At 51.9% G+C, this 15,444-nt stretch carries 14 protein-coding genes; 13 read left to right on the top strand and 1 reads right to left on the bottom strand.

The window, feature by feature from the left end; translation table 11 throughout:
• The first annotated feature begins 158 nt into the window (after positions 1 to 158).
• From PBA01S_RS15560 to PBA01S_RS15505, 12 genes are all read left to right on the top strand, one after another.
• Positions 159 to 1,049, top strand: a complete 891-nt coding sequence (locus tag PBA01S_RS15560) for a glycosyltransferase family 2 protein (protein WP_028539528.1) — start codon at positions 159 to 161, stop codon at positions 1,047 to 1,049.
• Between the two features lie 99 nt (positions 1,050 to 1,148).
• Positions 1,149 to 2,018: an SDR family oxidoreductase gene (locus tag PBA01S_RS15555; protein WP_009226754.1), complete on the top strand. Its 870-nt coding sequence runs from the start codon at positions 1,149 to 1,151 to the stop codon at positions 2,016 to 2,018.
• 303 nt (positions 2,019 to 2,321) lie between these two features.
• On the top strand, positions 2,322 to 3,875 hold the full coding sequence (locus PBA01S_RS15550; protein ID WP_028539527.1) for a fumarate hydratase: 1,554 nt from the start codon (positions 2,322 to 2,324) through the stop codon (positions 3,873 to 3,875).
• Positions 3,876 to 3,877: 2 nt separating this feature from the next.
• Positions 3,878 to 5,674: a two-component system histidine kinase PnpS gene (gene pnpS / locus PBA01S_RS15545; protein ID WP_016312833.1), complete on the top strand. Its 1,797-nt coding sequence runs from the start codon at positions 3,878 to 3,880 to the stop codon at positions 5,672 to 5,674.
• 146 nt (positions 5,675 to 5,820) lie between these two features.
• Positions 5,821 to 6,546: a response regulator transcription factor gene (locus PBA01S_RS15540; protein ID WP_016312832.1), complete on the top strand. Its 726-nt coding sequence runs from the start codon at positions 5,821 to 5,823 to the stop codon at positions 6,544 to 6,546.
• 118 nt (positions 6,547 to 6,664) lie between these two features.
• Positions 6,665 to 7,891 carry a methyl-accepting chemotaxis protein gene (locus tag PBA01S_RS15535; protein ID WP_127576301.1) on the top strand — a complete coding sequence of 409 codons (1,227 nt, stop codon included), beginning with the start codon at positions 6,665 to 6,667 and terminating at the stop codon, positions 7,889 to 7,891.
• 241 nt (positions 7,892 to 8,132) lie between these two features.
• Positions 8,133 to 8,888 carry a phosphate ABC transporter ATP-binding protein PstB gene (gene pstB, locus PBA01S_RS15530; RefSeq protein ID WP_028539525.1) on the top strand — a complete coding sequence of 252 codons (756 nt, stop codon included), beginning with the start codon at positions 8,133 to 8,135 and terminating at the stop codon, positions 8,886 to 8,888.
• A gap of 18 nt (positions 8,889 to 8,906) precedes the next feature.
• On the top strand, positions 8,907 to 9,566 hold the full coding sequence (gene phoU, locus PBA01S_RS15525) for a phosphate signaling complex protein PhoU (RefSeq protein ID WP_028539524.1): 660 nt from the start codon (positions 8,907 to 8,909) through the stop codon (positions 9,564 to 9,566).
• Positions 9,567 to 9,722: 156 nt separating this feature from the next.
• Positions 9,723 to 12,383: a DNA polymerase I gene (gene polA, locus PBA01S_RS15520; RefSeq protein WP_127576300.1), complete on the top strand. Its 2,661-nt coding sequence runs from the start codon at positions 9,723 to 9,725 to the stop codon at positions 12,381 to 12,383.
• 43 nt (positions 12,384 to 12,426) lie between these two features.
• Positions 12,427 to 13,290, top strand: coding sequence for a DNA-formamidopyrimidine glycosylase (gene mutM, locus PBA01S_RS15515; protein ID WP_127576299.1), 864 nt, complete (start codon positions 12,427 to 12,429; stop codon positions 13,288 to 13,290).
• A gap of 29 nt (positions 13,291 to 13,319) precedes the next feature.
• The gene (gene coaE, locus PBA01S_RS15510) at positions 13,320 to 13,916 is read left to right on the top strand and encodes a dephospho-CoA kinase (protein ID WP_028539521.1); all 597 of its coding nucleotides are present in this window, start codon (positions 13,320 to 13,322) and stop codon (positions 13,914 to 13,916) included.
• Positions 13,913 to 14,476: a lytic transglycosylase domain-containing protein gene (locus PBA01S_RS15505; RefSeq protein ID WP_028539520.1), complete on the top strand. Its 564-nt coding sequence runs from the start codon at positions 13,913 to 13,915 to the stop codon at positions 14,474 to 14,476. The genes coaE and PBA01S_RS15505 overlap by 4 nt, the downstream gene beginning before the upstream one ends.
• 72 nt (positions 14,477 to 14,548) lie before the next feature.
• Here PBA01S_RS15505 and PBA01S_RS15500 read toward each other — a convergent pair whose 3' ends face one another.
• Positions 14,549 to 14,770: an alpha/beta-type small acid-soluble spore protein gene (locus PBA01S_RS15500; protein WP_016312824.1), complete on the bottom strand. Its 222-nt coding sequence runs from the start codon at positions 14,768 to 14,770 to the stop codon at positions 14,549 to 14,551.
• A gap of 137 nt (positions 14,771 to 14,907) precedes the next feature.
• Here PBA01S_RS15500 and nrdR point away from each other — a divergent pair, with 137 nt between their 5' ends.
• Positions 14,908 to 15,378 carry a transcriptional regulator NrdR gene (nrdR, locus tag PBA01S_RS15495; protein ID WP_016312823.1) on the top strand — a complete coding sequence of 157 codons (471 nt, stop codon included), beginning with the start codon at positions 14,908 to 14,910 and terminating at the stop codon, positions 15,376 to 15,378.
• Positions 15,379 to 15,444 lie beyond the last annotated feature (66 nt).

Here is a 15,444-nt window from a genome sequence, read left to right as displayed (position 1 = left end):
CCTCCTGTATTTACCTTAAGTTAGAACCTGTTGGAAAGATAATAAACTACAGGTTTTGTTTGTATTTACTGAAAGTACGAATTGGGTTATTATGGAATTACAGGATTTACTAAATTATATCCTATTATTTATTCTTACTAAATATAAGGAGATCATGTATGTCTTCCTCATCAACATCAGTATCAATTATTATCGCAGTCAAGAATAATGGAATCGATTTGTACACGACGATGGAATCTTTGAAAGTGTCGCAGACGACCTTGCCGTATGAAGTGATCATCGTTGATGAAGGTTCGATTGACGGGTGCTGTGATTTCTTGATGAACTATCGGTTTGATCAGCCGTTTCAACGGATCAAGGGGGAGCCCGGAACATCGGCGCGTAATCTCGGTGCAGCGCATGCTAGGGGGGATTATCTGATCTTCAGCGGCTCTCATTTATATTATGATGACGGATGGATGGAGCGGCTGTTGGAGCCGCTTATGCAGGGACAAGCCGATGCCGTATCCCCGGCTTTTGAGAAGAGTGAACGTTCCACCGTCCCGGCCAGCAAGGAGGTCGGAGGGATGATTGGCTTGTTGCGCCGCTACCCGATCCAGCGTGCAGATCAGAACCTGGACATCCCGTGGTTGTCTTGGGAATGCTTTGCCGTCGGGCGTAGTACGTTTCGCGAGATGGAGGGGCTGGTGGACGGCTTTTTCGGCAAGGATGTGGAGACGGCGGAATTTTCCTTGAGGCTCTGGTTGCAGGGGAGAACCTGCCAGATTGTCCCGGATGTGACGTTAATGCAAGTCTTCCGTCAGAATTTCCCCTATGACAATAGCCGGGAAATGTGGGGTGTGGATCTACTGACCCTTGCGAACTTACATTTTGGGGATGAACTGACTTCGGTTTGTAGGGAACAGGTGAATCAGGCGTTTGGCGAAGAGTTGTTGGAAGCAGCACAGCTCAGCCCACTGGCATTAGCTCGGAAGGAGAAATTTGCTTCCCTGCGGAAGCACGATGCAGCATGGTTGTTTGAACGATTCGGGGTCCATTGGAAATCATAGACGGATAAGCTGGGGATGTCAGGCTATCCTAAGAGGTGAGTGAGTGGACAGGTACGTTCGTACCGAGGTTCACCAATTACCGTAAAGGAGGATGCAGCAATGGCAGGTAATGGACAAGCGAAGCAAACCTTGCCGCCTCAGCATCAAAACCATCAGCCAGGTATCGAATCCGAGATGCACCCGCGTCCAGAATATGAAGGGAACTACAAGGCAGCAGGCAAGCTAAAGGGCAAAGTGGCGTTGATCACCGGAGGTGACAGCGGTATTGGCCGGGCGGTGGCGGTAGCTTACGCTAAAGAGGGTGCCGATGTGGCCATCGTTTACTTAAATGAACACGAGGATGCGAACGTGACTCGACAGGAAGTCGAACAAGAAGGACGCAAATGCCTGTTGATCGCCGGTGATATCGGCGACGAAGCATTTGCCGAGAAGGCGGTACAACAGACGGTACAGGAGCTCGGACGCTTGGACATCCTGGTGAACAATGCGGCTGAGCAGCATCCGCAGCCAGACATTACAGCCATTTCGGCGGCACAACTGGAGAAGACATTCCGGACGAACATCTTTTCCATGTTTTATTTGACGAAGGCAGCGATGCCGCATTTACGCAAGGGCAGCTCAATTATTAATACGGCATCGGTAACGGCTTATAAAGGCAACCCGCAGCTGATTGACTACTCCGCCACGAAAGGGGCAATTGTCAGCTTCACACGGGCGTTATCGATGAACGTTGTTGGAAGCAAAGGCATCCGGGTGAATGCTGTTGCCCCGGGACCGATCTGGACGCCCCTCATCCCGTCTACCTTCGATGCGAAGCAAGTATCCGAATTTGGTGGAACAACGCCAATGCAACGGCCTGGTCAACCGGAGGAGTTGGCTCCGGCTTACGTCTTCTTGGCTTCGGATGATTCTTCGTATATGAGCGGCCAGGTGCTGCATATCAACGGCGGTGAGATTGTCAACGGCTAGCCTTCAGGCTAAGATTCTGAGATTGGATCAATTCATGTAATCGAACCCTCAGGAAATTCGGCACAGGACCGAACAGCTTGAGGGTTCTATCCGTTTTTTTCGCAGAATCAGCCCTCTATAGAAATTGTTCAGTGATAAATCTCACTGAATTCGGAGCTGATTTTGGACAGAAATCGTCAACCGAATCGAGTTCTTATGTTATTATGAATCTAAAGAATGCGATATGTTAAAGACATCATGGGATGAATCATATTTTGCGCCAAAGGTACTAACAAGATGGCAGGGAGAGGGGATTCTTGGATCATGCACCAGTTTGAAGAAAGCGTATACGAATTGATTGTGGAAGCTTCAACGAAATTGCCGGGCGACGTTCGTCGTGCAGTGAATCGGGGCCGTGCCTTAGAAAACCGGGCGACACGGGCCGGGTTGGCCATGTCAACCATTGCGCAGAACATTCGGATGGCAGAGGAGCAAGTTTCACCGATCTGCCAAGATACCGGGATGCTCACGTTTATGATCCACACGCCGGTAGGGGCGAATCAAATTGAAATGAAGAAGGCGATTCACGCTGCGGTGAAGCGTGCCACGGAAGAAGGTAAGCTGCGTTCCAATTCGGTGGATTCACTCACCGGAGCGAACAGTGGAGACAATTTGGGTCCGGGGACGCCGGTCATTCATTTCGAGCAATGGGAACAGGATTCGATTGACATCCGGCTGATTTTAAAAGGCGGCGGGTGCGAAAATAAAAATATCCAGTACAGCCTTCCAACCGAGTTAGAGGGACTGGGCCGAGCCGGACGTGACCTTGACGGTATTCGTAAATGCATCCTGCATGCCGTGTACCAAGCGCAGGGGCAAGGATGCAGCGCAGGATTCCTTGGCGTGGGCATCGGCGGCGATCGGACGACAGGATACGAGCTCGCTAAACAGCAATTGTTCCGCCCGCTGGATGACGTGAATCCTAATCCGGATTTGGACCGACTTGAAAAATATATTATGGAAACCGCCAACCAGTTGGGGATTGGAACGATGGGCTTTGGCGGAGAGGTTACCCTGCTGGGCTGCAAAGTCGGGGCGATAAATCGGCTTCCGGCAAGCTTCTTTGTCTCCGTTGCTTATAACTGCTGGGCGTTCCGCCGTCAGGGCGTGGAGATTGATCCAGCAACCGGCGCAATTCGGGAATGGCTTTATGAACGTGGCAGCGAGGTGCCGGTTGAGGACGAATTTGAGTCGGTTACAACTGAAGCCGCTGCGGAAGGGACACCTGCGCCAGCCAGCCGAGAAGTAGTGCTGCAAACCCCGGTGACGGAAGAGCAAATCCGTAGCCTGCGGGTGGGAGATGTAGTCATCATCAATGGGGAAATGCACACTGGTCGGGATGCGCTGCACAAATACTTAATGGATCATGACGCTCCGCTGGATTTGAACGGTGCGGTCATTTATCACTGTGGACCAGTTATGCTAAAAGACGAGGAAGGATGGCACGTGAAGGCGGCTGGACCAACGACCAGTATTCGCGAAGAACCGTATCAAGGGGATATCATGAAGAAGTTTGGCATTCGCGCCGTAATCGGTAAGGGCGGCATGGGGCCGAAGACGCTGGCTGCCTTGAAAGAGCATGGCGGCGTGTATTTGAACGCGATTGGCGGGGCAGCACAGTACTATGCGGAATGTATCAAGAAGGTCAACGGCGTTGATTTCTTGGAATTTGGTGTTCCGGAAGCGATGTGGCACCTGGAGGTCGAAGGTTTTGCAGCGATCGTGACGATGGATTCGCACGGGGACAGCTTGCATGAAGGTGTGGAGAAGGATTCGTTGGCGAAGCTCGCCGCATTTAAGGATCCGGTGTTTAAATAACCATGAAAACCTTTCGCTCGCGCCTAACCCTCATCCTGATGATTTTGCTGGGCATTTCCATGTTGGCCGCCGGACTAACGATGGCCCAGATGTTTAAGAATATGCACATTCGTGCGCTAGAAGAAAATATGGCCCGGGAAATTAATTTGCTGGAAGCTACTGTGGATTTCGTTCCCGCCCAAGGGAATCCCGAGGCTGAGGCTTACTACGAACGTCAAGCGAAGAAATTCGAAGAGCTGACCGGTTCCCGGGTCACGTTCATCACCCTGGACGGGAACGTTATTGGTGATTCGGAATCCGACCCGGAGCATATGGATAACCATGCCCATCGTCAGGAGATTGAATCTGCAGCAGGCGGGAACGTCGGGAGTGCAATTCGGTACAGCGATACGATTGGCCAAAATATGCTGTATGTCGCTCAACGCGTGACCGCCGGCGGATTTGACGGTTATATTCGGCTTTCGATGAGTTTGGCTGAGGTGGAGGAAGGGCTTGCCCAAGCTTGGATGTGGCTTTTTGGCGCGTTGCTTGTTTTATTCCTCATCGCGGGGCTGGTGAGCTATCGAGTGGCTTCGGGATTAACAAGGCCGCTGGTGCAAATTACTCGCGTAGCTCACCGGATTTCCCGTTTTGATTACGACGCTAGAGTGAAATTGGCTCGTAAGGACGAAATCGGTCAGCTGGGCATGGCGATTAACGGAATGGCGGACAGCCTTCAGCAGCAGCTTAAGCTGATCCGAGATAACGAGGATTTGATGCAAAGCGTCCTCGCCAATATGACCGGCGGTATTCTTATGGTCGATGCCACTGAGCATGTCGCCTTGATTAACCGGAAAGCAGAACGCATCCTCCATACGAAGGGCGAGATGGTATTGGGCAAACCGTATCAGGAGCTTAAGCGAAATTACGAATTCGTGAAATTTATGGAGGAAGGCATCGCCCGGAAGGAAGCGGTACAGGAAGAACGTAATGTCTATGATCCCGAAGAGAAAATTTTGCATTTCGACGGGGTGCCGATGTTTGAGGATAATGGCAACTATCGCGGCATGTTGTTCCTGGTGCAGGATGTTACCGAAATTCGTAAGCTGGAACGGATGCGCAGCGAATTCGTAGCCAACGTGTCCCACGAATTGAAGACACCCATTGCCGCGGTCAAGGGCTTTGCCGAGACGCTGCTTGCCGGCGGGGTGAAGGACGAGGAAACCACCCGTTCTTTTCTGCAGATCATCTATGACGAAGGCGACCGGCTGAACCGGCTGATTGGCGACCTGCTGGAACTGTCCAAAATCGAATCGAAGCGAGTACCGCTGGAGTACGCGCCAGTGCAGTTGAGCGAGCTGTTTGACAGCTTGTATGAGGTGCTTCTCCCGGCTGCGGAGAAGAAGTCGATCTCGATGTCGCATGACGTGCCCGAGCATTTGTTTATCGAAGCGGACGAAGACCGGCTGCGGCAAATCTTCATGAATTTGCTGTCCAATGCGATCAGCTATTCCCTGGAAGGCGGGAAAGTTCGAGTATCCGCTAGCATCATAGGCGAAGGCGGGGACGAGGAGAAGGTGCGTATTCTCGTCAGCGATACGGGGATTGGCATTCCGAAGAAGGATTTGCCGCGAATTTTTGAACGGTTCTACCGGGTGGACAAAGCTAGATCTCGCAGCTCCGGTGGGACAGGACTTGGTTTGTCCATCGTCAAGCACCTTGTCGATCTGCACCGCGGCAGCATCCGCGTGGAGAGCAAGGTAGGCGAAGGGACAACGTTTATTCTGGAGCTGCCTCTGATGCATTCTCTGGATGATTAAGAACGATCCGGGGACCATAAAATAAAATGTAAACCGTTTTTTGTTGAACTTTACACTACGTTAACATTGCCGTGATATGCTGGGCTTGTCATTAAAGTGATATTGGTTCAGACATGAACTTGTACCGCTAACAAATGGAGGGTACTATGACTCAACGTCTATTGGTTATCGAAGATGAACCGACGTTATCCCGGCTTTTGTCTTACAACCTGACGAACGAAGGCTATGAAGTTATCGTAGAGGATCACGGGCAAACCGGTTACGAAACCGCACTTCGGCAGGATTTTGATCTGATCTTGCTTGATTTGATGTTGCCGGGCATGAACGGTTTCGAGATCATGACGAAGCTTCGCAGCGAGGGCGTGAAGACGCCAGTGATTATTCTGACCGCCAAAAATGCGGAGGAAGAGGTCGTCCAAGGCTTGAAATCCGGTGCTGACGATTATATCACGAAGCCCTTTGGCGTTGCGGAGCTGCTGGCTCGCGTTGCTGCTGTTCTCCGCCGTTCCACCGGCCAGGAAGAACGCGAGCAGCCAGCCAAGCAGGATACTTCCCATATCGTGCTGGGCCCCTTGGCGATCTACCCCGAGAAATACGAGGTGACGCTGAACGGGGAACCTATCACGCTGAGACCTAAGGAATTTGAGGTGCTGTTGTACTTGGCCCGCAAGCCCGGTGTGGTCATGACTCGAGACGATCTGATGAACGCCGTGTGGGGATTTGATTATATTGGAGGACAGCGGACGGTGGATGTGCACGTCAGCTCACTGCGCAAGAAGCTGGAGCTGGATCCGCAGTCTGTGCATATCGATTCCATTCGCGGTGTCGGCTATAAGCTGGTTGTCAATAAGAAGCAAGCGTCCATCATGTAACTTTGAGGGTGGACGTTCTTTTTTTTACATAGACCTAACATCCTAGGTGCAAAGACTTAATATTCTCCCTCTATGATTAGATTGAACGCAGTGTTTACATATGGGGGAGTGAAGCAGGTTGGTTAAACAGGCCATAGCAGTGCTGGAAAGCTCGACAGATAAAGAGACAAAGAGCGGGACAGCAAGCGGCGAAGCAGGCGAGATTCACCGTGCGGCATCGGTGAGGTATGAGGAACGCTCGAATGGAGGGCAGGCAGGAGCAGGCAGTAAAGTGATCACAACGGTGGAAGCCCGTTCTTTCTGTCGCAAAGTACCGGTTATTGGCCCGGAGGTTCCCTGTCGTCAGGTGATGGGGCAGTTTCAACGTCAGCCTGATCTTCCGTGTATCGTGGTTTGTGATGATGATCACATACCTCTGGGGCTGTTGATGAGGGATCGGTTTTTTCGCCATATGGCGGGTCGGTTTGCTGCTGATCTCTTTTATGAAGTCGCAATATTTCAGTTTGCCGAGCAGCAGCCTTTGATTTGCGAGGTGGACACAACAGCAGGTGAACTGCTGGATTTGGCGTTGGGAAGGGAGGGAGCCTCCTTCTATGATGGGCTCATCCTGACCGATCAAGGCAAATATTACGGGATTCTGACGATTCAGGATTTGATGCAGATGTCTCGGGAGCTGCAACGGGAGGCAGAGGAAGCAAGGCAAGCGGCGGTGCGTGACAGCCGGGACCGGATCGTAGAGATCGAATACTCGATGGGAGATGTGGCGGAATCGGCAAAACGAAGCTGGCAGGAATTAGAACAGATGAACGCATTATCGTTGGCGGGGCGGCAAGAGCTTGAAGCTGTCAAGGCGTCGTTTACCCGGGTGCTTGAGATGGCTCGTTTCCAAGAGAAGCAAATGGCCAAGCTGCTGGAGCAGATGCAGCAGATCTCATCAGTGGCGGATCATATCCGCCGCCTTGCGGACCAAAGCGGCATGCTTGCGATGAACGCCTCCATTGAAGCGGCACATGCCGGCGAGCACGGCCGCGGTTTTGCAGTCGTCGCCTCCGAGGTTCGTAAGCTAGCCTTGCAGACCAAGCGCTTCTCAGAGGAAATTAGCGAGACATTGGGGGCTGTAAATCACTTCATTCAGCAAACGGCTGCCACCGCCACTTCAACTGTGGAGGAGATGGCGGAGAGTCATGAGCGGGTTGTGAACGCGGACGGGACGTTCCAATCGCTGGTGGAGTCGGCTCGGGTGGCAGAGCAGCGCAGCCAGGAGATGTTTCGCTCATCCGAAATGGCGGCCGAGCGAACGCGAATTGTGCTCATGGAGCTGCAGCATTTAACATCACTTTCGTAAATTTTTACACTCCGTTTACAATGTAGCCCATGTCATTTTACATAAGTGCGATAGAATTCAATTGATTGACACAAGATAAATCGAGAATATGTGTACAGGAACTAAATCGATCAAGAACTAGCACGGGCTCGCGATTGGCGGGTACCGTGCTTCAAGTTTGCTTGGCATTCCCCGGTCTGTAACGGCTTCTTCGAGACGTGGACCGGTGACATAGACGTATTTTTGGTGAAGGAGAGCTGCAATGAAACCGATCATCCGGATTCAAAAACTAAACCTATACTATGACCGATTCCATGCGTTAAAGGACGTTTCCCTGGATATTCCGGAAAAAGCCATCACCGCATTCATCGGCCCCTCCGGCTGCGGAAAATCGACGCTTCTCCGCACATTGAACCGGATGAATGATATGATTCCGGGCACGCGGATTGAAGGGGTTGTCCGAATTTCCGATACGGACATCTACAGTGATGATGTCGAGGTAGAGGCTTTACGCAAACAGGTAGGGATGGTGTTTCAGCAGCCCAATCCTTTTCCGAAATCGATTTATGACAATGTAGCTTACGGTCCAAGGTTACACGGCATCAAGAATAAAGCGGAGCTGGATGAAATCGTGGAACGCAGCCTTCGCCAGGCTGTACTGTGGGACGAGGTGAAGGATTTTCTGAAACGGTCGGCACTGAGTTTGTCTGGCGGGCAACAGCAGCGGCTTTGCATCGCTCGGGCGATCGCCGTGCAGCCGGATATTTTGCTTATGGATGAAGCCACTTCAGCGCTGGACCCGATCTCTACCCTCAAAATTGAGGAGCTGGTGCAGCAATTAAAAGATAACTATACGATTGTGATGGTCACTCATAACATGCACCAGGCGGCTCGCATCTCGGGGAAGACGGTCTTCTTCCTGAACGGAGAAATTGTGGAAGCGGATGATACGCAGAAGCTCTTCTCCACGCCGCAGGATCCACGCACTGAAGATTACATTTCCGGTCGTTTCGGATAACAAGGAGGCTGCAGCAAGATGATTCAAAGAAAGGAATTTGATCAGAATCTGGAGGATTTACGGCAGCTGCTGAGAAAGATGGGCGAGCATGTAGAAGCGGCGCTGACGGAGGCAATCCATGCCCTGCAGGCGCTGGACTCGGCCAAAGCGAAAACGATCATTGAACGCGATGTCGAGCTGAACAAAATGGAGGAGCAAGTGATGGACATCGGCTCGCGCCTGATCGTGACGCAGCAACCGGTGGCCAAGGACCTGCGGCGGATTATTGTAGCGTTTAAAATTTCCAGCGATTTGGAGCGGATGGGCGACTTGGCCATCGATGTCGCGAAGGTCACCCTGCGGCTGGAAGGCCAGAAATTAATCAAGCCGCTCATCGATATCCCGAAGATGTCCGAGCTGGTTGTTCTAATGGTACGAGAATCGCTGCAATCGTATTTGGATGAGAATACCGATCTGGCTTATAAGATGGCCAAGGATGATGACGAAGTGGATCACCTGTACAGCCAGATGATTCAAGAGTTGTACGGATATATGATCAATAACCCGGAATCCCTCCAGCAGGCGATGCTGCTGACGTTGGTAGGCCGATACATCGAGCGAATCGCCGACCATGCAACCAATATCGGGGAAAGTGCCGTTTACCTGGTGACCGGGCATCGTCCGGACCTGAATCAATAACTTTCAAGAGGAGTTTTACGTGCGTCCAACCGGTCGCAGCTTGCGAAATTACGCAGGCTGCGGCCGGTTTTTCTTTTCCAAGACCGGCTTTGGTGTTATCGAGATGGCCCCTGTGTTATCATAGGATAAGGTAGAATACTGTGGACGAGGTGTCGTATGGAAAAATTGATTCTTATAGATGGGAACAGCATCATTTACCGGGCATTTTTTGCGATGCCGCCGCTTACGAACTCCAACGGATTGCATACGAATGCCGTTTACGGTTTCACCAATATGCTGTTGCGTCTGATCCAGGAGGAACGCCCTACCCATATGTTGGTTGCCTTTGATGCGGGCAAGGTGACGTTCCGACATGAAGGGTATCAGGAGTATAAGGGTGGACGCGAGAAAACGCCGCCGGAGCTGTCCGAGCAATTTCCGCTGATGCGCGAGCTGCTGGAGAGCTTTGGCATCGCCTGGTTTGAACTGTCCGGTTACGAAGCGGACGACATTATCGGCACCTTGAGCAAACGAGCGGAAGAGGCTGGTCACGAAGTGCTGGTTGTGACCGGGGATAAGGATATGCTGCAAGTCGTCAGCGATCGGGTGAAAGTGGCGTTAACGCGCAAAGGTGTCAGTGAAGTTGAGCCTTACGGCCCGCAGCAAATCGAAGAGAAATATGGACTGAAGCCGCTGCAAATCATCGATTTGAAGGGGCTGATGGGAGATACGTCCGATAATATTCCAGGAGTACCGGGAATCGGCGAGAAGACGGCTTTGAAATTGCTGCATCAATACGGTTCCGTTGAGGAAGTGCTGGCCCATACCGACGAATTGAAGGGCAAGATGAAGGAAAATCTGGTGAATCACGCCGACGATGCCCGCATGAGCAAGCAGCTGGCAACCATTTTCCGCGAGGTTCCGATTGAACGCTCCTGGGAGGAAATGAAGTTTGACGGCATTCCGGAGGAATCCGCGGTGCCGATGCTGCGCAAGCTGGAGTTTAAGTCGCTGCTGGAGCGGATGAACTTTGCCGGCGGCGAGCATGCAAGCGGTGAAGGAGCTCGCGCGGAGCAGGTGGACATCCAGGTGACCACGGTGGACTTGGACAACCTTCAGGAGCTTACGGCCGATTTGCCAAACATCGAGGGAATCATCGTGGAGTCCCACGGGGAGAACCCGCATCAGGCCGAAATGATGGGGATGGTGCTGTCTACGGCCAGCCGTCATTATTACTTGCCTTTTGACGTGTTGCAAGCGGAGGAGGCGGCAGATGTACGTGCTTGGCTGGCGGACGATCAGGTGCCCAAGCGCGGGTATGATCTGCACCGGGCTGACTTGGTGCTGTTCTGGCATGGTGTAGCGTTTGCTGGAGCTGAGCACGACGTTCAGCTGGCGGCTTATTTGCTTGATCCGACGGAGAGTGATCAGACGATCAGCGGGCTGGCTGTGAAATACCAGCTGCCGCAGGTACCTGGAGACGACGAGGTGTATGGCAAAGGCGCGAAGTTCAAAGTGCCGGAGCAGGCAGTGTTAAGTCGTCATCTGGCCCGCAAGGCGGATGCATTGCTGCGGATCCTGCCTTTGCAACGTGAGGACTTGGCGAAATACGAGATGGAGAAATTATTTTATGAACTGGAAATGCCGCTGTCTCGGATTTTGGCCGATATGGAGAAGCAAGGGGTTGCCGTTAACAAGGAAGCCTTGAAAGAACTGGGTGTAGAATTTGAAGCCCAAATCAATAAATTGGTTGCGCGCATTTATGAAATCGCCGGCCAGGAGTTTAATATCAATTCCACGAAGCAATTAGGGGAAATTCTGTTCGATAAGCTGGGCCTGCCGGTCATCAAGAAGACGAAAACCGGCTACTCCACAGATGCGGAAGTGCTGGAGAAGCTGGCGCCTTATCATGAGATCGTGCAGTTTATTTTGGAATACCGCCAGTTGGCCAAGCTGCAATCGACCTATGTCGAGGGGCTGCTGAAGGAAATTTCACCGAAGACCGGCAAGGTGCATACGTATTTCCGGCAGACGATTGCCGCTACCGGCCGCTTGAGCAGCCAATATCCAAACCTGCAGAACATCCCGATTCGGTTGGAGGAAGGCCGCAAAATCCGTAAGGTATTTGTACCGTCTGAGGAAGGATGGTTTATTCTGTCCGCGGACTACTCGCAAATCGAGCTTCGGGTGTTAGCGCATATTTCCGGGGATCCGGGGCTGCAGGAAGCGTTCCTGCACGATATGGACATCCACACGAAGACGGCTATGGACGTGTTTGGCGTAGGCCCAGATCAGGTGGACGCCAATATGCGGCGCTCGGCGAAGGCAGTTAACTTTGGCATCGTCTATGGGATCAGCGACTACGGCCTGTCCCAGAACCTGAACATTACGCGGAAGGAAGCAGCTCGCTTTATTGAGCAATATTTTAATGCCTTCCAAGGGGTTCGACGTTACATGGATGAGATCGTGAAGACTGCGAAGCGTGATGGATATGTGAAAACGCTGCTGGAGCGTCGCCGTTATCTGCCGGAAATTAACGCCTCGAACTTCAATTTGCGTTCCTTCGCGGAACGGACGGCGATGAATACGCCAATTCAGGGGACAGCGGCGGATATCATCAAGTTGGCGATGGTACGCATGGACGAGGAACTGCATAAGCACGGATTAAAGAGCCGCATGCTCTTGCAGGTGCATGACGAATTGGTGTTCGAGGTGCCGCCGGAAGAGCTGGAACTTATGAGCAAGCTGGTTCCGGAAACGATGGGGAAAGCGTTAGAGCTCTCCGTACCATTAAAAGCGGAAGTATCGAGCGGATTAAATTGGTACGAAGCGAAGTAAGCTCCGCCACCCCCGACAACAACTTAGATTGAGGTGAGAGGATATGCCGGAATTGCCGGAGGTGGAAACGGTCCGACGGACCTTAACCCAATTGATCGTGGGCAAGACGATCCAAAGCGTGCAGGTGTTTCTGCCGCGCATCATCCAACGGCCGGATGATATCCGTCGGTTTGAAGCCGAGCTTGCTGGCCATACCATCTTAGAAATTGGACGCCGCGGCAAATTTTTGCGGATCATCATGGACGGCCTGGTGCTCGTCTCCCATTTGCGGATGGAAGGGCGTTACGGGGTGTATCAGACTGGTGAAGAGGTGGAGAAGCATACCCATGTCATCTTCCGGTTCACGGACGGGACGGAGCTCCGCTACAAGGATGTACGCCAGTTTGGGACGATGCATCTGTTCGCTCCTGGGGAGGAGTTTACGAACAAGCCGCTGGTGAAGCTGGGATTGGAGCCGCTGGAGGAGTCGTTTACCCTTCAAGCCTTCCAAGACATAATCTCCCGGAGAACGACGAAAATTAAGCCGGCGCTGCTGAACCAGGAATACATCGTTGGATTGGGGAATATATATGTAGATGAAGCATTGTTTCGGGCGGGCATCCATCCGGAATATCCGGCGGACAAGCTGAACCAGACACAGTTGGAGCGGCTCCATACCGCCATCATTGAGACGTTAACCGAAGCGGTAGAAGCAGGGGGTTCCTCCATCAAATCATATGTGAACGGACAAGGGGAAATGGGGATGTTCCAACATTCCTTGCGGATGTATGGTCGCCAAGGAGAGCCTTGTCTGAACTGCGGAGGGCCGGTGGTGAAGACTGTCGTAGGAGGGCGGGGCACTCATTTTTGCCCGAACTGTCAGCCGCCATATCGGACAAGCACGCGCGCACGCACCAAGCAACGTTAAATGAGAGAGATTTGTGAGGTGGATAGGGTATGAACATCGGACTGACTGGAGGCATCGCAACCGGGAAGAGTACGGTTTCCCGATTGTTGGCCGAGCGCGGAGCTGCCATCATCGATGCGGATGTGATCGCCAGAGAGATTATGGAACCGGAACACCCGGTATTGGCCGCCGTCAGCGAACGTTTTGGCCCGGGCGTGTTGAACGCCGATGGGACGCTAAATCGCAAGAAGCTTGGCGAGATCGTCTTCTCGAACCCGGAGGAGCGAAAGGCGCTGGAGGCCTTAACGCACCCGGCGATTCGTGCTGAAATGAAGCAGCGCATGGAAGAACTGGAAGCAGCGGATCCTCACAGATTGGTGGTAGCGGATATTCCGCTGCTTTATGAATCGGGGCTTGATCCGCTATATGAACGGATTATGGTTGTTTATGTCCCTCGCGAGGTACAGTTAACCCGGTTGATGTTGAGGGACGGGCTGTCGAAGGAGGCAGCGGAGCAGCGGATCAACGCCCAAATGGATATCGAAATCAAGAAAGAGAGGGCGGATATTTTGATTGATAACAGCGGTGGACTTGAGGAAACGAAGCGACAGATAGATGACTTTTGGCGGGATCAGGGACTACGATGAGGTGGCTTCGCAAAAAAAGAGTCTTGCTTCTGTTGTTTATCGGTTTCATCATCCTTATCTTTTTTAATTCGGCATGGCTTTCGTTGTTTTATCCGATTCACTATAAAGAAGAAATTCGGCGGCATGCCAAGAACAACGGCCTGGATCCGTTTATTGTTGCGGCGATCATTAAGGTGGAGACGAACTACAAATCAGGAGTGGAGTCCCGGAAAGGCGCGCTCGGTATTATGCAGATCATGCCGGATACGGCGGAGTGGGTAATTTCCAAAGCGAAGTTGCCCGAAACGACGCTGGATGATATCCGTAACGAGACGGAAACGAATATCCAGATCGGCACCTGGTATCTGAGATCGCTGTCCCAGCAATTCGACGGCAACAACATCGCCATGATCGCTGCGTATAATGCCGGACCAACCAATGTGAAAAATTGGCTGAAGAGCGGGCGATGGGACGGACGATTGGAGACGGTGCAAAATATCCCGTTTGGCGAGACCCGACATTATGTCCAGCGGGTAACCCACTACTATAAACAATATCTGAAGATTTATGATGATTTCTAAGGGGGCCTAAGGTGATAACAAAAGAAAGCATTGACCGGCCTACGCCAGCCAATGCTCTCTTCAGTTGATCGGTTATTTGAATTGACCTGCCAGCTGTTGTTCAGCCAGAGTCACCAAACGTTTCGTGATGTAACCACCGATCGAACCGTTTTCGTAAGAAGTCAGGTTACCAGCATATCCGTCTTGTGGGAAAGAGATGCCAAGCTCCTGAGCGATTTCATATTTCATTTGATCCAAAGCTCCGGATGCTTGTCTAACCACCAGGTTGTTCGAAGAGTTATTATTTTGGGCCATGATTTGTTCACCTCCTTGTGGTTGGTAACAGTATTATGTGCCGGACTATGAATTTCAATCACATGATTTTGCAGTAATTTATTGCCATCCGGTGTGACAAGCCGTGATGACGTTATTTTAAGGGGAGGTGTTCTAGCTTGAAATGTCCTTATTGCGACTATTTAGGCACCAAAGTGCTGGATTCGAGACCGGCGAACGAGAACCGTTCGATCCGCCGCCGGCGGGAATGCGAGAAATGCAATCGACGGTTTACAACGTTTGAAATGGTGGAAGAAGTGCCGTTGATCGTGATCAAAAAGGATGGAAGCCGCGAGGAGTTCAGCCGAGAGAAAATGCTGCGCGGTTTGATTCGAGCTTGCGAGAAACGTCCGGTTTCCGTTGAACAGCTGGAATCTATCGTATCCGAAGTCGAACGGTCCCTGCGCCACTCGGCGAACGCTGAGGTTGAGAGCCGGCAAATCGGGGAATTGGTGATGGAGCAGCTCTACCCGGTGGACGAAGTTGCTTATGTGCGGTTTGCCTCGGTGTATCGACAATTTAAAGATATCAACATGTTTATGAAAGAACTCAAAGGACTGCTGTCCAAAAATACAGGGGTCAACGAATAGCTTCATTTCTCAAAACACTCTTCGCCGGTTGGCGCGAGTGTTTTTTTATTTTTTGCAAAGAATAAA

The sequence above is a fragment of the Paenibacillus barengoltzii NBRC 101215 genome, assembly GCF_004000745.1.
GTDB classification, from domain to species: domain Bacteria; phylum Bacillota; class Bacilli; order Paenibacillales; family Paenibacillaceae; genus Fontibacillus; species Fontibacillus barengoltzii.
Note: the sequence above shows the minus strand (reverse complement) of the source record. Positions and strands in the feature narration are given on the sequence as shown.